The organism is Microbulbifer maximicatervae (SeqCode) (genome assembly GCF_052467955.1).
On the sequence record NZ_CP174329.1, the window covers coordinates 2,390,651 to 2,412,697 of the forward strand.

Consider the following 22,047-nt stretch of genomic DNA (forward strand, 5'->3'; position numbering starts at 1 on the left):
GATGTTTATTAAAAACCTATGGGTAGACAGTGGCGGGCAGGTTGATCGATTACTTGATGCCTTGAGAGGACACCTGGATCAATATGATCTGTTACCAGAGCTTATCTTTGTGGTCTCTGCAGGAGAGGCTAACACTCTACAGGATAGTCGGGTTGTAGAGTATATAGCAGACCTTGAAGATGCTGGGCATAATATTCGATTTGTGGGTAGCGCCTGCACCAGTTTCCACGCTGCAGTATTGAGTTTTTCAAAGTGTAGTGAAGCTGAAGCTTTGATCTTAAATCTCGAACTGGGTAAAGAGCGGCAACAAGAGTGCCTGGATTCATTGGGTATTGGAGTTGGACCTGATCAAGATGGCTTAGATGTTCTTGTAGGTGTGGCGGCTACCTGGATCTGTCGAGAGTATTGTGAAACACATCTCTGTCAAATATCCAGCTGCGATATTCTCTCACAAGCGCCATCTTTATCTGGCGCACCAGATTTAGTAAAGAGTATTAAGCAGGTAATCTCAACCAACGCTAGTGATGATACTCGAGTAGTTTCCTTTGATATCCACTCGAAATGGGCCAAGGGGCTCCTGAAAGGATTTTCGAACAGCGATAAGGCCTCATGGTTACCCAGTATCGAAGAGGACGGCTGGCACTATTTGAGTATTAAACCTCTGTCTGAATTGATCAGCTATTACATTGAGGAAACGGTGACTGATTTATGGCTGTTAACTCTAGGGGGTGGCGGCAGGGTAGGTTGCCTGAAAATAGACATTCCTTCGCCCAATTTTCAGGGCTTTCTTTCAAGATTGGTAAATGTTGAGAAATTGGTGTTGGAAGACGCCTATATAGATTTTAGTTCCGCCCAGCATCTGGGTGACACTCTAGGCCAGGATTACCTTTCGCATATTCGTGAGGCATTAAGGTATCCCAAGAGGATTTACCGGGGAAGACACAACCAGATATTTGACTGGGTATTAGGTGCAGGTAGTTGGCGTACGCTGTTGGAATATCAAGGAGCAAGACATGGATAATAATATTTATAAAACTGATATAAGAGAATTTCAATTCCTTATTGAAGAACAGTTCCATGAAGCCAAAACGCTGTTCAACGACCAGATGTTTAAAGGGTGCTCACCAGAGATTCTCCATGAAATTTTAGTTCGGGCTAAAAAATTCTCTTATGAGGTTCTCGGGCCGGGATATCAGGATTCAGATCGAGAGGGATGCCAGTTAGAGAATGGGAAAGTGAAGCTCCCGAGCGCATTCTCTGAGATGTGGCAGAGGTTTAAGGATGACTGGGGGAATATTTCCTCACTTGAGGGCGAACAAAATACAACTATTCCGCCCTTTGTAATGCAAATGCTCCTGGAAATGTTTATGGGGGCAAATCCAAGTTTTATGACTTATGGTGGTTTTTGCCTGCCGTCCTCCACCTTGGTGGAAAAATATGGAACCGATCTGCAAAAAGACCTGTTTAGGGACAAATTAGCCACCTCAGAGTGGACATCTTGTCTCTGCCTCACCGAACCCCAGGCGGGAAGTGATGTATCCCTTGTAGAGACTCGCGCTGCGAAACAGGAAGATGGCACTTATTTGTTAACGGGCGAAAAATATCTGATCAGCGCCGGTATGCACGACCTGACAGAAAACACCATTTATTTCGTTATGGGTCGTGGCGAAAAAAGCGGCTCGGGCACCTACGGTTTGTCCTGCTTTATTGTGCCTAAGTACTGGGTTGAAGAGAATGGGAGTCTCGGCGAGTTTAATAATATCGAATGCATTTCTCTAGCTGAGAAAATGGGCTTTAAAGGGTGTGCAAACACTCACCTTCGCTTTGGTGACAATGGCCCCTGTAGAGCTTACCTACTGGGGAATCGTGAGAATGTAGGCTTGTTGCAGTTTCTTACCTTGATGAATCAGGCACGAATCAGCACAGGTGTTTACGCCTTGGGTATGGCTTCCTCAGCCTACTACAATGCACTTTCCTATTCGACAAAGCGCTTACAGGGCAAGAGATTTCACGAGAGCTTTAGCTCTACCGCAAGCCGGGTCAATATCGTTGAGCATACCGATGTCCAGCGTATGTTGTTGGAAATGAAATCCAAGGTAGAGGGCTGTAGAGCACTGATTGCTAAACTGACATTGTCAGAGAGCTTAGTCAAAATCTACCAGGGGCAGGAAGACAAAAAGGATCGCATTGCTCACTACCAGGGTTTAATGAACCTGCTAACTCCAGTTGTTAAAGCCTATATCAGTGACCAGGCTTGGCGTATCTGTGAATTGGCGATCCAAACCTGTGGTGGTCAGGGTTATCTCAAGGATCTGGGTATAGAGCAATATGCCCGGGATATTAAAGTGCTGGCAATCTGGGAGGGAACGAATTATATCCAGAGCCAGGACTTGATCCGGGATAAGTTAGGATTGGGTAATTCCAGTAAGCTATTCCAATTCTACCAGGCAGAAATTGACAATTTCCTCGATCGGGCCACGGACTACCCTCAGTTTGAGGTTGAATTTGAGCGCTTAAAGACCTCGTTTGGACATTTCGAGGCAGCACTGAAAGCTGTGCAGGTATGGGTGAAGACAAAAGAAATGTTCAAAATCCCTGCCTATAGCACACGTATTCTACATATGCTTGGTGATATAACCTTAGCCTGGCTTCTATTGGAGGCTGCATGTGCGTCATCAGATAAGTTGAGTCAGGACCTGAATGATACTGATGAGGAATTCTATCGCTCGAAAATTGTCAGTGCTAAATTCTTTATTCGCAATGAGTTACCCCGTACCAAGCTGGTGCTGGATATCCTTCAGGATCAGGACTCTTTTTGTGAAATGGACGCTTCCTCCTGGAATTCATTATTATCAAATGTGGAGGCTGTCTCATGAACAAGCTTGATCAGCTGGAATCCAATTACGATGTAGTGATTATCGGTGGTGGATGGGCTGGCTTAACCCTGGCCCGTCAACTTAAGCTCAATGATGGTGCTTTAACCATATTGGTTGTTGAGGCAAATACTGAGTTTAAGGCCAAAGTTGGTGAAGCGACAGTGGAGATGACCGGCCATTACTTTATGAAGCAGTTGGGTTTGGTGAATTATCTCTATAGGAATCACTTGCCTAAAAATGGTCTGCGTTTTTTCTACGATAATCCTGAGCATACACTGTCATTAACAGAGATGAGTGAGCACGGAACCACCAGTATTCCGCCTCATCCAGCTTTTCAAATTGACCGGGCCAGATTGGAATCCGACCTTGTCGATATGAATAGGGCGAATGGCATAGAGGTTATTCAGGGCGTAAAAGCAAAAAATCTCAACATACAACCAGGTGATGAACTCCATTCTATAGAGCTTATGGAAGATGGCGCTAGCGGAGTGGTTAACGCCCGCTGGTTAGTAGATTGCAGTGGTCGAAATCGGGTTGTTAAGAAGCATAAGAAGCTTACCCGTGTTGAGAATGTCCCTAAACACTTCTCTGCCTGGGGTAGGTTTAAAAATATACAGGATATCGACTCCATGGGAGATATGAATTGGAGGAAGAAGGCCTTTGGACGCTTTCTTTCAACGAATCATTTTTCTGGAGATGGTTACTGGGTTTGGTTTATACCCTTAAGTGGTGGCTATACCAGTGTAGGTATCGTTGGCGAGAATAGTAAATTCGACAAGCCGCCCACAAAGAAGCAAGATTTCCTAGATTTTCTGTTGGCTTATAGAGCTATTTCGGAGCTTCTGGAAGGCGCCGAGCTTATTGATTTCGAGGCTTGGGGGCAGCTTGCCTATAGAGCGGATGAGTTTATCTTTGAGGACCGCTGGGCTACCTCCGGATTTTCCTCGATGTTCCTTGATCCTCTGTTTAGTGGTGGGGGCGATATGATAGCCCTGTTTAATGACCATATTTGTAAGTACATTGTTGCCGATATCTCAGACAATAATCGTGATGAAGCTCAGCAGCGGCTTGCAAAAGAATTGCCGATCGCGAATCAAGTGGTCACAGAATTTTACCAGGGCCTCTATGCCCATGTAGCAAATGTATACCCGGTTATTGACTCTGCTGAACTGTGTTCTCCTTTGCTTGCCTACAATACCGCTGCTTATTTCCTGGAGAGTGCCTGGGATTATATGTCAGGCAATTATCTGGATCAGGAGTACTGGCTACGCAAGAGTTACCTGCGCCGTGGATATATGGCCCTTGAGTTAATCCTGCAACGCCTGTTAGTTGAAACGGCAAAAGAACTTAAAGCTCAGAATCGATATTTTCGCAGAAATAGTGAAGGTTTCTTTGAGTCCGGTGCCGATCACTATAAGTACTTTGTATATTTAATGGGAACCCAGGGCCGGGACGGTTGGCGAATCGATCTGCGGGTCAAACTTTGGGTTGAAGTTTTCCTGAGTGTTGTCCAGGCGCGACTCGACCTCCCTAAACTGGCAAACCGGATGGTTGTTCAGCAGGCTATTACCCTGCCTGATCTTTTACAAAAGCCAAATATGAATGGGGCTGACCTCAACTGGTTGCTTGAGAAGTTATCTATCAAGCTTACAGATCTAGTCAATGAGGATATGGCAGATCCAGTGAGTGTTATTGTATCGGAAGAGTCCTTCCACACAGATACGATTGAAGTTATGGATCTTGCGGGTAGCTACTCCAATAAAGAACTTGCTGAGGTTAACAAGAAAGCAAAATCTATCTGGGTGCAGACTCAGGAGTATATTGCGATTCCCAGTATGGTTTCTGTATTTCTTGCTTTTGCACGCAGTCAGCCGGATAGCATAATGGATTCGGTTATTGACCAGCGTGAAGCTATGCGCACAACTGAATTAGACTCTGCCCATGCGGATTCGGAGGTCGTGTGATTCAGGAGTTCTTTCAGGCGCGGGATGGAAAAAACCTTTCCTTTCGGTGGTTGCCGTGCGATGAATCTGACTTGGTGCTTGTCTGCATGCACGGGAGCACGTTCAGTAGCCAGTGGTATCTGATGTTTGGACGGATGGTACATCGTAACGGTATTAGTGTGTGTCTGCCGGACTGGCGAGGCCATGGCAAGAGCGAAGGTGTTCCGGGGGATCTCGATTATTCCGACCAACTGCAAGACGATCTTGCCGACCTATTAAAACACCTCAAAAAAAGAGGGGCTAAAGCCTTTGTACTTGGGGGGCACAGCGCGGGATCATTGGTTGCACTTAAATATCTGCACCTATATGGCAGTAAAGATATTGCAGGTTTTTTTGCGATAGCACCGCCTCTGACTCAGTCAGAGGAAACAAGAAAGTACGATATTCCCGCATCTGGCTTTGAGTATTACATTCGTTACGGAAGGAAGCGTCACTATACGCGGCCTAGGGCATCGGCTGGTGATCAGAATCTGCCAAAAATAAAAATGCTGAAATATTGGCTGGCACTTTTGTTCCCCCCATTGAGGAAGTTATCAGTGCTGAGCTTTCCCCCGGTGGGATCAGCAGCGGGGAATCAGGGGCGAGTTCTGGACTGCACGTTTAACTTACTCAGTGCCTATAACGTAAAGAGATACGCAGATCTCTTTGCAAGTTTAAATGTACCCTGCCACTTTTTTGTTGGAGAGAAGGACGAAGTGCTTGATACCCATGTGCTCCACACCGTATTGAGCTGGTATCTCTCTCCCAATATTAGGGCTGGACTCACCGAGCTGCCCAGAGCTACTCATATGTCAGCTATTTCTGCTTCGGCGAAGCCTATTTCCAGCTGGTTGACAACTTTGGTGCGGCAACCTGAGGGGGCTGTTGCATGAGACCTAGCAAAGGCAAAACTCCCCTGATGAGAGAAAAAATGTTGCCCGTCGGTGGAGAGGTTTCACTGAGTTCATTTTTAAATGATGCCGATTGGGGGGCAGGGCATGGCGAAAATTGGACATCTTTAGGAACTATAAAGAGAAGTGATAAAAACACTTTTCACTTGCAAGTTGGCAATGCATTTCGATTTCCCCTTTATTATTACCTGAAGGACGATCGTCTATTTGTTGGTCAGGATTTATCACTGTTTCCTGCTGTTGGTGCCGATACGGTAGATTGCCACTACTTAATTGAAATTGAGTATTTTGGTTTCTCCATAGAAAGAAAGAGCCTTTTGCAGAATGTTAAAATGCTCTTTCCAGAAGATGATGTTGTTATATCAGCCAGAGAACTGATTTGGCTCTCAGCTGAACATCATCAATCTGGGTCATTTGATGCCGCTCTGGTAACTCCTGAAGAAGCTACCGATAAACTCTACAACAGTTTACCTGAAGTAACCTCTAAGCTTTTCTCGCCTGTTGATACCACTTTTTATGCTCATATTGCCAATCGTTTGGCGGAGTCAAGCGGCACCAAATTAAAAGTGGGTAGACAAAGCCTGCCTTTAACCGTTGGCTATCAGGAGAAGCGGGCAAAGATCTTTAATAAGGCTCATAAAAATAGAGTCGTAGAAGGGATCGATCTACAAAGTTACACCGTCATGGTGCAGGAAGAGTTGGATCGAGCCTGGAAGGACTCAGAATCAAGTCTCGATAGGGAAGATTATACTTTCCAAACTTTCTATCTGCCTTTTGCCCAGTTTTTACTCAATATACTGGCAATGAATACCAGCAAGATGGTGGAGATTGTTGAAGGTCCGGGAGATGAGGGTGTAACTCCCCCGGCACTGTCAATAAGTGATAAACCTATCTGTAATATTTACGAATCTTTTCAGCGGGTGTTTTTTTATGGACACCATTGGCTTGCAAAAGTCTGGTTCTATATACCGCCCATGATCAGTTCTGCTGCCATAAAACAGCAGCAAAAATACTCAGAACGAGAGCAGCATGTTTGTGTTTTTACTTTAACATTGGACTACTTGCTGCGATTTAATAACTTAAAAATAGGAAATGTTACTGGAGAGTAATTATGTCTACAGCAGTTGTAGAGAACAAGGTACAAGAGCTTTGTGAGCAAATAGCTCTTATGCTGAATGTTGATGCTGTCGATGCAGATACACCCATTGCAGAACTCGGGGTGGATTCCCTGAATATTGTCGAGGTGATTCTAATTTGCGAGCAGTTATACCCGGGGGTGATGAGCCCTGAAAATCTTGTTTTCGACGAACACACCACCCTAAGGGAAATGGATGGTCAACTACTTGAAAACTCGGAAGAAGTCTAGCGTACTTCGGGAGCAGTCAATGTTTAAAAAAGTACTTACCATTCTTATCAGTAGTTTTTTTATTGGAAATGTTGTCGCCTGGTTTTCAGGTGCTGCTCCCATCGAGTTTGGCAAGATTGCCTATTCAGAAGGCGAGATGGAGCAGGTGGAGTTTCTCCAGCAGGAGATTGGTGAAAATAGTACAGACCCCGACTTGATGTTGGAGCTTGGGCAGTTATTTAGTCACCATAACGAGCTTGAAAAGGCTGCACACTTGCTGGAAGCCGCGTATCAACAGCGTCCAGACGACATGCTGATACGTGCAGCGTATTACTCCAATGAGGGCAAGCGCGCAGGTGCAATGTTTGATCCTGCGATGGGTCTTTACAAGCTTTACCGTCTGCGGCATGCGATGGATGAGGTGGATCAGGCAGGTCTCAGTGCCGACTCAGACTTTAATGTGCGCCTGATACGGCTGATTACTTTTTCTTATGTAGGAGAAGTAAGCGGCCACTTTGAGCGGGTGTTCGAAGATGAAGCCTGGTTTAAGAATCTGATGGATTCAGAGCCCGATCTATTGCCGGCTGCTATGCAGCAGGTGGTGTATTTGTCTTTGGCTAATGCCTACTGGGTGAAAGCTGGAGAGGGCACTGAGGATTTGGCAGTGGCCATGGATTACTACCAAAAAGCAATAGCAATGGCTCCTTGTCCTGCCACGATGCAAACCTCTTGTGAGCAACTGGGGCAAATGGCAGTCACCCTGGGTAAAAGTTAATGTTGGTTGAGCTAAAGCGTGTTTCAAAGCGCTATCGATTGGGCGATCTCTGGGTTGACGCCTTGCGGGATATAGATCTTGCTATCGATCGAGGTGAGTTTCTGGCTGTAAAAGGACCCAGCGGTAGTGGTAAGAGCACATTATTGAACCTTCTATCCGCATTGGATCAGTGTGATTCCGGATCAGTTCATATTGATGGCGTTAATCTTGGGAGTTTGGGAGAGCATCAGCGCTCCCTGTTCCGAGGTCGTCATATTGGGATTGTTTTCCAGTCTTTTAACCTGATTCCCGTGCTTACAGCACTTGAGAATGTGATGTACCCGCTGACACTGCGGGGGGCTAACAATGCCAGGCAACTAGCGTTAGACGCACTGGAAGCAGTGGGGCTTGCCAAGTTGGTTAATCAGCGTCCTACCCAGCTTTCGGGAGGGCAGATGCAGCGAGTGGCGATTGCCAGGGCAATTGTCAGTAAGCCAGATCTGGTGCTTGCGGACGAACCTACAGCCAATCTGGATTCGCGCACGTCGGAGAGCATTATGAGCCTTATGAAGCAGCTCAACCGGGAGCAGGGTGTCACTTTTATCGTAGCCACCCATGATGATTATGTAACCAGCTTGGCATCTCGTGTTATCACGGTGCGAGATGGTCATTTGGTAGAGGATACAGCTTCGCCTCAAGGTATTGTTCAGGAGGCTATTGCATGACAGCAATCATGAAAATGTTGCTGGCTAGGGGCCCGCTAACTAGAGCGGCTTTGGCTATTTCAGTTGCATTCTTAATTTCTGCACCGGCTTTGGCTGAAGACTTCGTCTTTCCAACTCCGATTCCATTCACCAATAGTGAAAGGCAAGCGCTGTTTGCTGCTGTTAATGGAGAAACGACCAGTGAGCAGAGAAAGCAGGCCTACTTGGCTCAGCTTGCGCGCCTTACGTCGATGGAAGATGCAGAGTTGCAGGATGTTGAGAAGTTAGAGGCTCTAATGCAGTCACTGTTGAAGAGTCTCCCGGATGACCCGGAACTCAATGCTGCATTGGGATCGACAACTTCCTTTAAATCCAGCTTCTACCTTGATCGATTGGCAAAACTATCGCTGTTCTCCAGACGAGGCAATCGCATGATGGATCGGGCTGTTAAACAATCTCCATTCAATCTGGGCGCCCGCCTTCAGCGGGGAATCAGCTGTGCCAATATGCCGGCCTTTCTAAAAAGAGCGCGCTACGCTGTTGAAGACCTGGAGCTGGTTAGGGAACAGGTGGGCAATCGGTTCGGTAAAGAATTTCTCGGCTTTGTAGAGTTCTACCTTGCCCAGGCTTACGAGCGCAACAAACAGCCCGATGATGCCCGGGTTCTTTGGGGAAAGGTGGCCGAGTCGGATACCGACTGGTCCGCTAAAGCCAAGCAGGCGCTTCGGAGTATTTAGTCATGGGCTTGGGTTGGAAAGTTGCACTGCTGAATATTATGCGTAACGGGCGCCGCAGCCTGATTACCTTGGCTGCGATCGTTTTCGGTTGTACCAGCCTGATTATTTTTGGCGGTTTTGTACAGTCGATGTATGAGGGGATGCGGGAGAGTATGATCCGCTCGCAGCTTGGTCATATACAAATCTATGCCAAAGGCTACAACCAGTTTGGCAAAGCGGAACCGGAAAAATACCTGATTGCTGATGGGGATCTCCAAAAGATTTCCGAGCTGGTAGAAAATGAAACCGATACGTTGGTGGTAGCGCCTCGCCTTAATTTCAATGGCCTGCTTAGTGATGGCAAGCAATCGATAGCCATCACTGGAATTGGTATCGATGCGGAGAAAGAAGTGATGCTTTCCTCTGCAATTCAGATTGTTCAAGGGGACGATCTATTTCCAGAGGATATTTCTGCTGCTCACCTTGGAGAAGGCTTGTTCAATGCCCTGGATGTTCAGATTGGGGACTACTTGACCCTGCTGGCAAGCACCCAGGATGGGGCAATCAATGCTGTCGATGTACAGGTGATGGGGGTAATCACAACCGGTGTTAAGGAGCTGGATGATCGCTTGCTCAGGGTGAATTTGCCTCTGGCCCAGGAATTACTCTATACGTCAGATATTACACGGCTAGTGGTTTTATTGGAGGAGACCGAACTTACATCTACCTCAATTGCGACTCTGGCCGGCGTATTTGAGCAGAACAATCTGAATTTAGAAATAAAAAGCTGGGAAGAACTGGCGGGTTACTATCATCAGGTTGTTGGCCTGTTTAACGGGGTTTTTGGTTTTATTACCGTCATTGTGTTGGTAATCGTCGCGTTGAGTATTTCCAATACCATGTTGATGGCAGTCATGGAGCGCACCCGTGAGCTGGGTACTATCCGGGCAATGGGTGGCACTCCTCGCCAGGTTGTAAACCTGATTTTACTGGAGTCGGTATTTCTCGGTTTAATCGGAAGTTTGCTGGGGCTGCTGATTGGTGCACTGGCAGCCAAGGGAATTACCTATGCTGAATGGATGATGCCCCGGCCACCGGGCAGTACCCAGGACTATCCTATCCGTGTGTTTGTCGTGCCGGATATCTTATTGAAAACATTCCTGTTGGGTTTTTGTATTTCACTTGTTTCCAGCCTTTATCCAGCGATAAAAGCATCCCGGCTGCCGGTAGTAAAAGCACTTAGGTTTACTTGATTTGGGTCTTCTATGTATAAGTTGAATTCTTTTTATGGGTGGGTGTTGGCGATAGCCTGCCTGCTGTTTAGCTACTCAAGTTATGCATCGGTTTCGGCTGAGTCACTGGTTAATAAGCTGGATGACTTTCGCGGGTTCAGGGATCAGGGCTTTAGCTTTGATATCACCAATATCAGCTATAAAAAGGACAAGGAGCCCCGCACCAATAAGCTCAGTGTCAAAGTATTTAATGAGCAATCACTGATCCAGTTTTTGGCACCCGCCCGGGAAAAGGGCAGGGCAATGCTAAAAGAGAGCGCCAATATGTGGCTCTATATTCCCGGCACGCGCAGGGTTATCCGGATTGCACCCTCACAGCGATTAATAGGCGAGACCAGTAACGGTGATGTAGTGGGGACAAATTTCTCCAGGGATTACACTGCAGAGCTGCAAGGGCAAGAAACTGTTGATGGGGAAGATTACTGGGTGCTGTATTTATCGGCAAAATCCTCTGGTGTTGCCTATGACAAAGTAAAAATTTGGATGGCACAGGCTGAGGGAAACCTGCCTTTAAAGGGGGAGTTTTATACCCGATCCGGGCGCCTCCTTAAAACAGCGCACTATAAAGAGTTCAAGCAGTTTGAAGGCGAGCTGAAACTGCATAAATTACTCTTGGTGGATGCACTCATTGACGAGAGTTATACCTGGATGAAATTCGATGACTATCGTCTTGAGAGCCTGGACCCGGCAATTTTCCAAAAAGGCTCCCTTGGCAGGCTGAATTGAGGTGAGTCGGTAATGGTTATCAGAATCAGGACAATTCTCCCATTTATACTCCTTCCTCTCGCTTTTGCTGAAAAAGTTGCCGGTGCCGAAGGCTATCAAGATCCTTTCGAGACCAACCCGGAACTTTTCGATGAAGTGAGCACTGAGGAAGGGCTTTCTCGAGTTGTTTGGGATATTGATGCTTCGCTACTGGGGTATCACCAGCAGAATGAAGTTCGGGATGATCCCTATTTCGATCCGGGTCTGTTTGTCTTTGATGAACAAGACTCTTTACTTGCTCTGGATCTCAGTGGCCAGTTTTCCCTGGGAGCACACTTCTCAGTTTACTCGCGGTTTGCGGCGATAGAGCACTATCGGTCTAATGAGGCTGGAACATCTGAAAAAGAGACAGAATCCCATCTGCTAGAGGGATATTTCTCTTCTTACACTGACAACCGAAGGTTTGGTATTAATGTCGGTCGGATAAAACCTCAGTGGAGCAACGGTTACAACTGGTCTCCGGCAAATCTTTTAAAAGCCACTTTTGATCGCCCCAATCTGGATGCCGATGAACTTACCCAGCAACTGGGCTGGGATATGGCCCATCTCGATTTCCGCTATGGTCGCTGGAACACCGGCATTTATATGGCTCAGGTTGAGGACGATCTGGATGGTCACTTTGACACTAGCGTAAATGACCATGAGTTTCAGTACGCACTCGTGGTGAATCGTGAAGGTGACTTGGATACCCGCTTGGTATTACATCAGATAGAGGGGGAGGCAACCAATGTCGCTCTCGGGTTGAGTACTTTGGCTGGAGACAGTGCCACACTCAGGTTGGAGGGGGCTTGGGAACATCAGCGGGAGTTACCGCAGCCGGGCGAACTCTCCTATTTTCCAGCAGAGGACGATGGTTATTTGAAGCTGGTACTTGGTACTCAGCTCAGCTTCAACCAGGGATGGGATGTTACTGCGGAGTATCTGTATAACCAGCATGGATTCGATGATGACGAGTGGGGTTTGGTTCAAACGCAGGTAGATAGTGCAAAGAACGGATTGAACAGCGCGCAGATTTATGAGGCGATTTCTTTTCTGTCTGACAGTTTTAACCTTTTATCTACCGGACAACTACGGCAGGAGTATTTGTTCTTGATGTGGGGTAACACCCGGCTGGATAAGAAGTTTCAATATCGCCAGAGTGTGCAATACAACCTGGATGACAAGAGTCAGTACCACAACCTGGAATTGATTCAGAACTGGACTGAGCATTTTAGTACTCGACTGCAAGCCCAGTTTTTCCGGGGTTGTGAGTCCTGTGAATTTGGTCTGCTGCCTACTGAAAGGCTTCTTAGGTTAAGTCTCTATTATGATTTTTAGCGCTTGCTGGCTAAAAGTGCTTCATATTTTTGTGCGATTTCCCGCTTGCCGGATTCCCTGCTAATAGAAATTAATGCCCGCAAAATATCTAGGTCCTGCGGAAACTGGTGATAGCCGTCTTCTAGAATATCCAGGGCGAGTTCGCTGTTGCCTTCTGAGTGAACGGCTATGGCGTATACGTAGAGATAGCGGCTCTGGGTTTGCTCATGCTCAGCCGCCGCCTTTAGAAAACCCATTGCCTCCTGGTGGCGGTTCTGACGAACCAGGGAAAGGCCTAAGGCATGCTGGATTACGGCGATATCCTCACTCTTCGATAGTGCCCCTCTAAGTAATAATTCCGCATCGGTTTCACGTCCACTTGCCCGGTAAAAGTCGGCCAAGTTGATATAGGCGGGTGTGTAGTAGGAGGCCTTGGTTATTGCCCGGCGATAGAAGGCTTCCGCTTGTTGCGTATTTCCTCTCTGGAAATGGAGGTTGCCCAGGTTTACCAGGGATTCCGGTCGGTCGCTGTTGAATAACTCTGAGGTGGTATAGGTTTTAAGGGCCTTGGAGTATTGCTGCTGTACTTGCGCGGGCATGGTCCCGATCTGAGCATCGGTAACGCCATTGGCAGCCAGCGACCTTGTTACGGCCATTTTACTGAAAAGCAGCGGTACACCGATCATCAGTCGCAATTGCTCTGGTAGTTCATCCAGAGACTGTGCAAGGGCCAGGTTTAATAATGGTTCTTCGCTCTGGGCAATTTGTTGGAGTAACTGAGCGGAATTTATCGTCAGGTAGCGCGGTAACAAACGGATTGCGCTGGCCCGAACAATCTCCGGTTGACTGCTGTCCTGAATAAGGTTCATTAACATCTTATCGGCCTCGCTATCCCCGCGCATAGCTGCGTGCAATGTCTGCCCGTAGTGAGGGGGAGGTGAGCCGTATTTGCCTTCCAGTATTTTCGCCGCCCACTGGCTCGATTTATCTTGATGGCAGCTGTTGCAAGTATTGGGGGTGCCCAGCGCCTCGGAAAGGTCGGGTCGGGGAACGCGGAAACTGTGATCCCGACGTCCATCCACCTGCATGAAATTTTTCTCCGGCATATGGCAGTTTGTGCAGCGGGCACCGGGGCTTTGAGTTGGGTGCAGATGGTGGTCAGTACGGGCAAATCGCGCCGGCATATGGCACTGGGCACAAACTGCATCACCAGCTGTTCTCAGTTGTAGGCTGTGGGGGTTATGACAGTGGCCACAGGTAACACCTGCTGCGTACATTTTGCTTTGCAGAAACGATCCGTACACAAATGCCTCGCCATCGGCCTGGCCATCTGCGTGGTAGAGAGGCTCTTGCAGAAGTGTGAGGTTGAAATGATCCAGTAATTCGCTGTTAGCCTGCGCCCCCGGTAAATGGGTACTCCTCCGAGAATGGCACTGGGCGCAAGTTGTTATTTCACGCTGGATGGCTGCCGATGGCGCAAGCTTGGCAATCCCCGTTTGCAGATCCATTTCCCGGAGCTGTTGGGTTGGGTCAATAAGATGGGGGGCAAGCCCTTTATTCTGCAATGTCTCATTCTGTGTTTTTGCCCACTGAAGGTGTCTCGATCCCGGGCCATGACAGGATTCGCAACCGACACTGATTTCTGACCAGGATGTCTGGTAGCTATCGGTTTGTAGGTTATAGGCCTTTTGCAGATTGGTGGAATGGCAGTCGGAACACATAAAGTTCCAATTCTGGTTTATGCCGGTCCAGTGCAGGGGATGTTGATGGTCTATCGCTTGATCGGGATAGAGATGGAACCAGCGCTGGCCACCGATAGATTTGTCCCGGCTATCCCAAGCGATACTCAGTGCCTGAAGACGACCGCCTCCCAAATCAATCAAGTATTGCTGTAAAGGGTGGACACCAAATGTATAGGCAAGGGGATAGTCCTGGAGGTCTTCACTGGGCCCATCAGTGCGTACGTAATAGCGTCCTTCCTTTTGATAGAAGTGAGATTTCTGCCCCTGATACTCAAACATCACCCCGGAGAAATCACCTAGAACGCTGTCACTATTGGCGGCCTGCATTGCCAGCTGGTGGTGGGAACCCTGCCAGGCACTGGCCTCATCTTTGTGGCATAGGGCGCATTGCGCGGAGCCCACGAAAGTGGCTTCTGAGCTGATTGCTTCATCCTGGCGCTTGAGAGGTTGGGTATCAACCGGCTCTTCGTCACTACAGGCCACCAGTACGAGACAGATAAGGCTGATTTTGAGGAGGCTAGTGCCAGCTATATTTATCACGGTTTTTTTATTGTGATGAGTTCTTATCTTAGGGAGTTATTCAGAGGCTCCCTAGGCCAAAAGATTAGTTCATGTGCCGTAAATGTCATTTTGTGAGAGGGCCAGAATGCTGGATTGGAAATTTAGGGTTGCCCTGAGCCGAGGGTGTCTGCTGCTGGTTTTGGCAATCAGCTTACCGGCACTCAGTTCTCCCTTGCCATCCTGGCAAGATGGCGTTAAAGCCCAAATTATGGCCTTTGTTGACAAGGTTACCCGTAAGGACAGAGCCGACTTTATACCTGTCGGTGAACGTATCGCGGTATTTGATAATGATGGCACCCTCTGGTCCGAGAAGCCCGTGTACTTCCAGCTGCTCTATGCCGCTGATGAAGTTAAAAGGCTAGCGCCCCAACACCCAGAGTGGAAAACGCAAGAGCCCTTCGCTTCGATCCTAAAGGACGATTTATCAAACCTGTTGGGGCAAGGCAGGGAAGGTTTGGAAGTAATGCTTACTGCGACTCATGCGGGATTGAGTACGGATGCCTTCCAGCGCTCTGTTGCCCAATGGCTCAAGAGTGCTAAGAACCCGGAAACTGGCAAACACTACAGTGCGATGGTGTTTCAGCCCATGCTGGAGTTGCTGGAATACTTAAGAGCTAATGGTTTTAAAACCTACATTGTTTCGGGGGGCGGCACTGATTTCATCCGAGTGTTTTCCCTGGAGTTATATGGAATCCCCCCAGAGCAGGTTATCGGCAGCCGCCTAAAGTCGCGCTATGAAAATGGGGGTGGGCATCCCTATATTGTGAAATTAGATAAATTGGCCTTCCTCACCGATAAACAGGGGAAGCCTATCGCAATCAATGACGTGATTGGCCGGAGGCCAGTTTTTGCCGCAGGCAATTCCGATGGTGATTTACAAATGCTGGAATGGACCACCGCCGCCAAGGGGCCGCGTTTTGCCATGCTGATTCATCATACCGATGCCAAAAGAGAATGGGCATACGATAAGAACTCCTCAGTGGGGCGCCTGGACAAAGCGCTACAAGCCGCTAAGGCAAATAGCTGGTTAGTGGTAGATATGGCGAAGGACTGGCGGACGGTGTTTCCGCCAGAAGAGAAGGATCAATCAAGCCAGGGGCCGTTGATTCCTCAAGTTCCCGCCTACCAGGACTAGTCTTAAAGCGGTGTATTGAGCCTGCCAATATTGAGGTGTGTAATGCTCCTGATCTCCCAATCCCGTCTCCGACAGTTCCTTTTGGTTGTACTGGCTGCTGTATTCCTTTCCCCTGGTAGCCTCTTCGCGCAGACCAAACCCAATATTTTGGTGATCTGGGGAGATGATATTGGCATCTGGAATATCAGCTTCAACAGTCGCGGCATGATGGGCTATACCACGCCCAACATTGACCGGCTGGCGGTAGAAGGGCTCTCTTTTACCGATTACTACGGCCAGCAATCATGCACAGCAGGCCGCGCAGCTTTTTTAGCGGGTAATGTTCCAGTGCGCACTGGCATGACTAAAGTGGGGCTTCCAGGTGCCAAAGAGGGTTGGCAGAAGAGTGATGCCACTATCGCCACAGTAATGAAAAGCCTGGGTTATGCCACCGGCCAGTTTGGTAAAAACCACCAAGGGGATAGGGACGAACACCTGCCCATCAACCATGGCTTTGACGAATTTTTTGGCAATCTCTATCACTTGAATGCGGAGGAAGAGCCTGAGAACCGGGACTATCCCAAAGACCCTGAATTCCGCAAGAAGTTTGGCCCCAGAGGAGTGATTAAGGCCAAGGCCGGCGGACCAATCGAAGATACCGGCCCCCTCACCAAGAAACGGATGGAAACCATCGATGATGAAACCCTAGCGGCAGCTATCGACTTTATCGAACGCGCACACGCGGCTAAGACCCCATTCTTTGTCTGGTGGAACGCAACCCGGATGCACTTTCGCACTCATGTCAGAGAGGAGCACACAAACCTTGCGGGCCCCAACAGCAATGAGTATATGGATGGCATGGTTGAGCATGACATCCTGGTAGGAAAGCTGCTAAGTGTGCTTGACCGCCTGGATATCACCGACAATACCATCGTGTTTTATTCCACAGACAATGGCCCCCACTTCAACACCTGGCCTGATGCTGCAACTACGCCATTTCGTAGTGAGAAAAACTCCAATTGGGAAGGAGCTTATAGGGTGCCAGCCTTTGTACGCTGGCCGGGCAAATTTCCAGCGGGTACTACGCTGACAGGTATTGTCTCCCATGAGGACTGGCTGCCGACCCTCGCTGCGGCCGGGGGGAATCCGAATATCAAGGAACAGCTCAAGGACGGGGTCGAGCTCAATGGGCGCGAGTACAGAAATTATGTTGATGGCTACAACATGATGGATTACTTCACCGGCAAAGCAAAACTTTCACCAAGAAAAGAATTTATCTACGTAAATGATGACGGTCAAATTGTAGCTATGCGCTACGAACCCTGGAAAGCTATTTTCCTGGAAAATCGCGGGCGGGGTTTTGAAGTCTGGCGAGAGCCCTTTACTGAATTGCGAGTGCCACTATTGTTCAATTTGAGGCAAGATCCTTTTGAAAAAGCCCAACACAATTCGAATACCTATAACGATTGGTTTATAGACAGGGCTTTTGTCTTGGTTCCCATGCAGCAACTTGCAGCAAAATTTTTGCAAACTATGAAAGAATATCCACCCAGCCAGGTACCTGGGTCTTTTAATTTGGATAAGGTACAGGAGCAGCTGGAAGCTGGAGCGAGTGGTAGTAACTAAAAATATAGATATCAACACAAGTATCAATAAAGGTAGGGCCCATGGATAAAATTCATATAGCACTGTCGACTAATCAGATAGAAGAGTCAGTTGCCGACTACAGTAAAAGGTTAAATGCTGCTCCCTGCGTGCATGTGCCCAATGAATATGCTTTATGGCGAACTGCCACTGTTAACTTATCGATTCGCCATGATCCAAACTGTGAAAGCGGAACGCTTAGGCATCTAGGGTGGGAATCAGATGGTGCCGATACATTTACCGCAGAAACTGACATTAATGGCATTACCTGGGAACACTTTAATGCAGAGCTTCAGGCAGATGAAATCAACAAGGCTTGGCCCAAAGCCAGCTACCACCCAAAGACATAGCTGCCGGGGGACCGAAATCAGTCAAGAGGGCTGGTAACACCGCGCTCATGTACGCCTATAACATGGGTGTAAATCATGGTTGTACTGATATCGCTGTGGCCAAGCAGCTCCTGAATATTGCGTATATCAGTACCAGCACGTAAGAGGTTGGTAGCAAAAGAGTGGCGAAATGTGTGGCAACTCGCCTTCTTACGGATATTGAGGGCTGAAACGGCCTTGGAAACCGCCCGTCTTACTTGTTGCTCACCAATATGGTGCCGTCGCATTATATCGCTGCGAGGGTCTTGCGATCGAAATCGAGCAGGGAACACATATTGCCAAGCGGCACTTGTAGCCGCGTGTGGGTACTTTTTTGACAGTGCGAAAGGTAAATAGACATACCCATAGCCTTCTGCCAAATCCTGCTGATGTAGAGAGAGCGCATGTGCAATCTGCACCTTGAGGGGCTTAATCAGAGACCGAGGCAGCAGTGTTCTTCGCCACTTCTCCCCCTTGGATTCCCGTACTATCAAGCATTGATCACTAAAATCAATGTCCTGCACCCTGAGCCGCACAGCTTCCATAACTCTAAGGCCTGAGCCATACATTAATGAAGCGGCAAGCTTATATGGGCCACTAAGGTACTCTAATACTGAAGTTGCCTCTTCATGGCTAAAGGTAACAGGCAATCGCTTAGGCCGATGGCTTTGTTCGAACTGTAGTTGCCCTAATTCAATATCCAGAAACTGCTTATAGAGAAAGACAATTGCATTTAAAGCGGTTTTTTGAGTATTGGCTGACACATTACGATTAGTAGCAAGGTGACTTAACCACTTATCTATTTCAGCTTTTCCGAGCTCCTGCGGATGTTGCATCCCATGAAAGCGTATAAAGTCCTTCACCCAAAAGCAGTATGTCTTTTCTGTTTTGTATGCCAAATAGCGAGACCGTATAAAAGCCCTAAAACGGTCCATAAAGCGGGATGGTCGCTGGGGTAGCGGAATAGGGATGTCGTCCATTTTTACAGTCCGGGTACTGTATGGATTAACAGTTTAATGAACATTTGACTGGGAGTCATCAGGATTTTCGATCAGTTTGCCCGTTATTTTTGGCCTAGGTCCAGAATGTTTGAAAACCTATTGTATTTCAATGGATTAGGGAGCTCGTATAAAATGGGGATAGTAGTCAAAGTGATCGTTTTTCCATTTGGTACAATGGTCCTGAATCATGAATAACATATTGATGTTACTTGGGTTTTGTGTGTTTTTTCGTTAGATTGATTCCAGGATAGTAATCAGGATAATAGTGATCAGAATGATTACTATATAAATGTTATTGGTCACTCGCTCCAGTTTTGCGGGGGTTCAATAAAGGATAGCAGGTAATTATTAGTTTGCTGTATAAAAAAACAGTATTGGCGGGAAAGCCCATAGTCAACGGTTCGACCTTCATGTAAGCTTCGAAGCTTCAGCGACGCTCGCATAACGAAGTTAATGCGGACGGCGCAGCCGCTTCGAAGCAAGGCCGCGAACCTAGTGCTGCTAGTTTCTCTCTCCGAATCGTGGTAGAAAACAAAAGAAAGATATTTGTAGTGAATTTGTACACAGTGCCACGAGCAACAAATAACAACCCGATTATGCGGAAACCTAAAAGTTGTCATTCCCTTTGCTTGCGCAAAGGCACTGCCAACTTTCTTAACGGTTCCGCATATCTATTTTCGTTAGGCTCTCTAAATAAGGATGTTACGTGGTCAAGCTAATAGCATGGATCGTAAATATATTACTGTTGGCCCTAGCCATGTACGGCATGTCCAAAGATGTTATCGATTCAAGCGATCTTATCGGTACGGTTCTCTGGTGTACTTGGGCTCCACTAATTCTTGCTGTTGTACTTAGCTTTTTCAAAGCATCATTAAAACAACGGTTTTGGTTTATTACAGGCGCATATGCGGGCACAGCTCTTACAGCACTAGTTTTGCTTTCATTCATTTCTTATGCTGTTTACGCAACGGGGCCATTGGATGAAGGCGCAATTGTGCTTATAGTTTTTCCATTGGCATTTTTTAAGGCAGGCATTGTTGGTGGTGTAATTGGCTTGGTATCAAACTATGCTTGGCAAAAATACAAAGCCTAACAAAGCTAGGCTGTCCAGCCCACCCCCTACGGGGCTGGGCTGGACAGCCTACGCTTTGCTTCGGCTGCCCTTGCTAGCGGCGTTATTGTGGCGGTCGGTTTTATTGATTTTCCGTGGTAACTGAAGGTTTAGTGCTACTAAATAGCATCCGGTGTTGAGCAATTTTACTGATTGCTATTCAAGCAGTTTCGCTCCTAGAGTGTTCGCTCGGGTGTTGTAAAAAGAGGCAGTCCGGTGCAATTTCGTGGAGTGCCAGTAAGATAGGAATTGGTTGGGGAAAGTGCGGTATTCTTTCCTCGTAAATATTGGGCAGCGGCCAGCCAAACAATGGCTGGCAAAGTGCTAGTAGCCGGTCTCGAGCGCGCCAACCATAACCAGGCTAGGCAAGCTCGCCCACCCCCTACGGGGCTAGGCAAGCTCGCCCACCCCCTACGGGGCTGGGCTGGACAGCCTACGCGTTGCTTCGGCTGCCCTTGCTAGCGGCGTTAAGCATCAAAAACATGGAAGCTCTCAAAGAACTTGAAGAATGGTATTTTTCTCAGTGCAATGAGGACTGGGAACATACCTATGGCATTGAAATCGGTACTCTTGATAATCCAGGCTGGTTTCTAAAGGTAGACATCACCGATACAGATATAGAAGAAAAGAAATATGAAGGTTTTTCCTACGGTGTAGGTGATGACGCCGAAGCGAGTGGTTACGACTGGATTATTACAAAACTAGAAGGCGGTAAGTTTGTTGGCTATGGTGGCCCTCACAAACTAAGCGAGCTGATAAAGCTCTTTCTAAAGTGGGTAAAAAATGCTTAACAAGTGCCGGCACAATCGCACACTTCGTGCGCTGGACTCGCAACAAGTTGCTCGCCTGTGCGGCAGGCGTTAAATGCCTGAGAAAGAATGAGAGAAATTATCGATTTAAGTACGCTGCCGGAAATTGAGAGAGATATTTACCTCTGCGATTCATGGTGCGATAAGTGCAACGAAGCAGATCTCGGCATCGTTAATCCAGAGCTATACGTTGAAAGTGGTCGGAAGTATATTAGTGGCAGTTGCAAAATTTGCGGCACAGAGTGCATTTCTGAAATCATAGAAAAACAAGTGGAGTAGCTGGCTATGTGCCACCTGCATTTAACAAGTTTAGGCAGCATCGCCCCTTCGGGGCTGGACCGGCGTACCGCCGGCCGCTGCTAAAGGCGTTATTGGTCACTCGCTCCAGTTTTGCGGGGGTTCAATAAAGGATAGCAGGTAATTATTAGTTTGCTGTATAAAAAAACAGTATTGGCGGGAAAGCCCATAGTCAACGGTTCGACCTTCATGTAAGCTTCGAAGCTTCAGCGACGCTCGCATAACGAAGTTAATGCGGACGGCGCAGCCGCTTCGAAGCAAGGCCGCGAACCTAGTGCTGCTAGTTTCTCTCTCCGAATCGTGGTAGAAAACAAAAGAAAGATATTTGTAGTGAATTTGTACACAGTGCCACGAGCAACAAATAACAACCCGATTATGCGGAAACCTAAAAGTTGTCATTCCCTTTGCTTGCGCAAAGGCACTGCCAACTTTCTTAACGGTTCCGCATATCTATTTTCGTTATTGTGGCGGTCGGTTTTATTGATTTTTCGTGGTAGCTGAAGGTTTAATGCCGCTAAATAGCAGCCAGTATTGAGAAATTTTTGCTGGTTTCAATTCAAGCAGTTTCGTTCTTAGAGTGTTTGCTCAGGTGCGGTAGAAGCCGGCAGTCCGCTGCAATTTCGCGGAGTGCCAATTAGATAGGAATTGGTTGGGGGAAGTGCGGTGTTCTTCCCTCTTAAATATTGGGCAAGGGCCAGCCAAGCTGTGGCTGGCAAAGAGCAAGTAGGTCGTTCAATGCGCGCCAGCTATAACCAGGCC

19 protein-coding genes are annotated in these 22,047 nt (G+C 47.6%); 17 read left to right on the forward strand and 2 right to left on the reverse strand.

Going from position 1 to position 22,047, the window contains the following annotated elements:
* The first annotated feature begins 1 nt into the window (after position 1).
* The 12 genes from ACJJI5_RS10300 to ACJJI5_RS10355 are packed head-to-tail and all read left to right on the forward strand — an operon-like array spanning position 2 to position 12,662.
* On the forward strand, positions 2 to 1,021 hold the full coding sequence (locus tag ACJJI5_RS10300; protein ID WP_445356202.1) for a hypothetical protein: 1,020 nt from the start codon (positions 2 to 4) through the stop codon (positions 1,019 to 1,021).
* Positions 1,014 to 2,876 carry an acyl-CoA dehydrogenase family protein gene (locus tag ACJJI5_RS10305; protein WP_445356203.1) on the forward strand — a complete coding sequence of 621 codons (1,863 nt, stop codon included), beginning with the start codon at positions 1,014 to 1,016 and terminating at the stop codon, positions 2,874 to 2,876. Before ACJJI5_RS10300 ends, ACJJI5_RS10305 begins: the two co-directional genes overlap by 8 nt.
* Positions 2,873 to 4,840, forward strand: a complete 1,968-nt coding sequence (locus ACJJI5_RS10310) for an NAD(P)/FAD-dependent oxidoreductase (protein WP_445356204.1) — start codon at positions 2,873 to 2,875, stop codon at positions 4,838 to 4,840. The genes ACJJI5_RS10305 and ACJJI5_RS10310 overlap by 4 nt, the downstream gene beginning before the upstream one ends.
* Positions 4,837 to 5,751 (forward strand): alpha/beta fold hydrolase, encoded by a 915-nt coding sequence (locus ACJJI5_RS10315; protein ID WP_445356205.1) that lies wholly within the window; start codon positions 4,837 to 4,839, stop codon positions 5,749 to 5,751. Before ACJJI5_RS10310 ends, ACJJI5_RS10315 begins: the two co-directional genes overlap by 4 nt.
* Positions 5,748 to 6,878: a hypothetical protein gene (locus ACJJI5_RS10320; protein WP_445356206.1), complete on the forward strand. Its 1,131-nt coding sequence runs from the start codon at positions 5,748 to 5,750 to the stop codon at positions 6,876 to 6,878. The genes ACJJI5_RS10315 and ACJJI5_RS10320 overlap by 4 nt, the downstream gene beginning before the upstream one ends.
* Positions 6,879 to 6,880: 2 nt before the next feature.
* Positions 6,881 to 7,135, forward strand: coding sequence for an acyl carrier protein (locus ACJJI5_RS10325; RefSeq protein ID WP_282933202.1), 255 nt, complete (start codon positions 6,881 to 6,883; stop codon positions 7,133 to 7,135).
* A 19-nt stretch (positions 7,136 to 7,154) separates the two neighbouring features.
* Positions 7,155 to 7,889, forward strand: a complete 735-nt coding sequence (locus ACJJI5_RS10330; protein ID WP_444894156.1) for a tetratricopeptide repeat protein — start codon at positions 7,155 to 7,157, stop codon at positions 7,887 to 7,889.
* Positions 7,889 to 8,593 carry an ABC transporter ATP-binding protein gene (locus ACJJI5_RS10335; RefSeq protein WP_444896901.1) on the forward strand — a complete coding sequence of 235 codons (705 nt, stop codon included), beginning with the start codon at positions 7,889 to 7,891 and terminating at the stop codon, positions 8,591 to 8,593. The genes ACJJI5_RS10330 and ACJJI5_RS10335 overlap by 1 nt, the downstream gene beginning before the upstream one ends.
* Entirely contained in the window at positions 8,590 to 9,309 is a 720-nt protein-coding gene (locus ACJJI5_RS10340; protein WP_445356207.1) for a hypothetical protein, read from the forward strand. The genes ACJJI5_RS10335 and ACJJI5_RS10340 overlap by 4 nt, the downstream gene beginning before the upstream one ends.
* Before the next feature lie 2 nt (positions 9,310 to 9,311).
* A complete protein-coding gene (locus ACJJI5_RS10345) occupies positions 9,312 to 10,541 on the forward strand; it encodes an ABC transporter permease (RefSeq protein ID WP_445356208.1) in 1,230 nt (409 codons plus the stop codon).
* A 12-nt stretch (positions 10,542 to 10,553) separates the two neighbouring features.
* Positions 10,554 to 11,306, forward strand: coding sequence for an outer membrane lipoprotein-sorting protein (locus ACJJI5_RS10350; RefSeq protein WP_445356209.1), 753 nt, complete (start codon positions 10,554 to 10,556; stop codon positions 11,304 to 11,306).
* A 12-nt stretch (positions 11,307 to 11,318) separates the two neighbouring features.
* Positions 11,319 to 12,662 (forward strand): hypothetical protein, encoded by a 1,344-nt coding sequence (locus ACJJI5_RS10355; RefSeq protein WP_445356210.1) that lies wholly within the window; start codon positions 11,319 to 11,321, stop codon positions 12,660 to 12,662.
* Here the strand turns inward: ACJJI5_RS10355 and ACJJI5_RS10360 are convergent.
* Entirely contained in the window at positions 12,659 to 14,923 is a 2,265-nt protein-coding gene (locus ACJJI5_RS10360; protein ID WP_445356211.1) for a tetratricopeptide repeat protein, read from the reverse strand. The two genes, ACJJI5_RS10355 and ACJJI5_RS10360, sit on opposite strands and share 4 nt — an antisense overlap.
* A gap of 106 nt (positions 14,924 to 15,029) precedes the next feature.
* On the opposite strand from ACJJI5_RS10360, the gene ACJJI5_RS10365 reads away from it, so the two are divergent.
* The 3 genes from ACJJI5_RS10365 to ACJJI5_RS10375 are packed head-to-tail and all read left to right on the forward strand — an operon-like array spanning position 15,030 to position 18,052.
* Entirely contained in the window at positions 15,030 to 16,079 is a 1,050-nt protein-coding gene (locus ACJJI5_RS10365; RefSeq protein WP_445356212.1) for an HAD family hydrolase, read from the forward strand.
* 42 nt (positions 16,080 to 16,121) lie between these two features.
* Positions 16,122 to 17,684, forward strand: a complete 1,563-nt coding sequence (locus ACJJI5_RS10370; protein ID WP_444894149.1) for an arylsulfatase — start codon at positions 16,122 to 16,124, stop codon at positions 17,682 to 17,684.
* Positions 17,685 to 17,725: 41 nt separating this feature from the next.
* Positions 17,726 to 18,052 (forward strand): VOC family protein, encoded by a 327-nt coding sequence (locus tag ACJJI5_RS10375; RefSeq protein ID WP_445356213.1) that lies wholly within the window; start codon positions 17,726 to 17,728, stop codon positions 18,050 to 18,052.
* A 17-nt stretch (positions 18,053 to 18,069) separates the two neighbouring features.
* Here the strand turns inward: ACJJI5_RS10375 and ACJJI5_RS10380 are convergent, their stop codons facing one another.
* A complete protein-coding gene (locus ACJJI5_RS10380; protein ID WP_445356214.1) occupies positions 18,070 to 19,050 on the reverse strand; it encodes an integron integrase in 981 nt (326 codons plus the stop codon).
* Between the two features lie 727 nt (positions 19,051 to 19,777).
* Between ACJJI5_RS10380 and ACJJI5_RS10385 the strand changes: the two genes are divergently transcribed.
* Both ACJJI5_RS10385 and ACJJI5_RS10390 read left to right on the forward strand, forming a co-directional pair.
* A complete protein-coding gene (locus tag ACJJI5_RS10385; protein ID WP_445356215.1) occupies positions 19,778 to 20,164 on the forward strand; it encodes a hypothetical protein in 387 nt (128 codons plus the stop codon).
* A 500-nt stretch (positions 20,165 to 20,664) separates the two neighbouring features.
* On the forward strand, positions 20,665 to 20,973 hold the full coding sequence (locus tag ACJJI5_RS10390) for an immunity 53 family protein (RefSeq protein WP_445356216.1): 309 nt from the start codon (positions 20,665 to 20,667) through the stop codon (positions 20,971 to 20,973).
* The last annotated feature ends 1,074 nt before the right edge of the window (positions 20,974 to 22,047 follow it).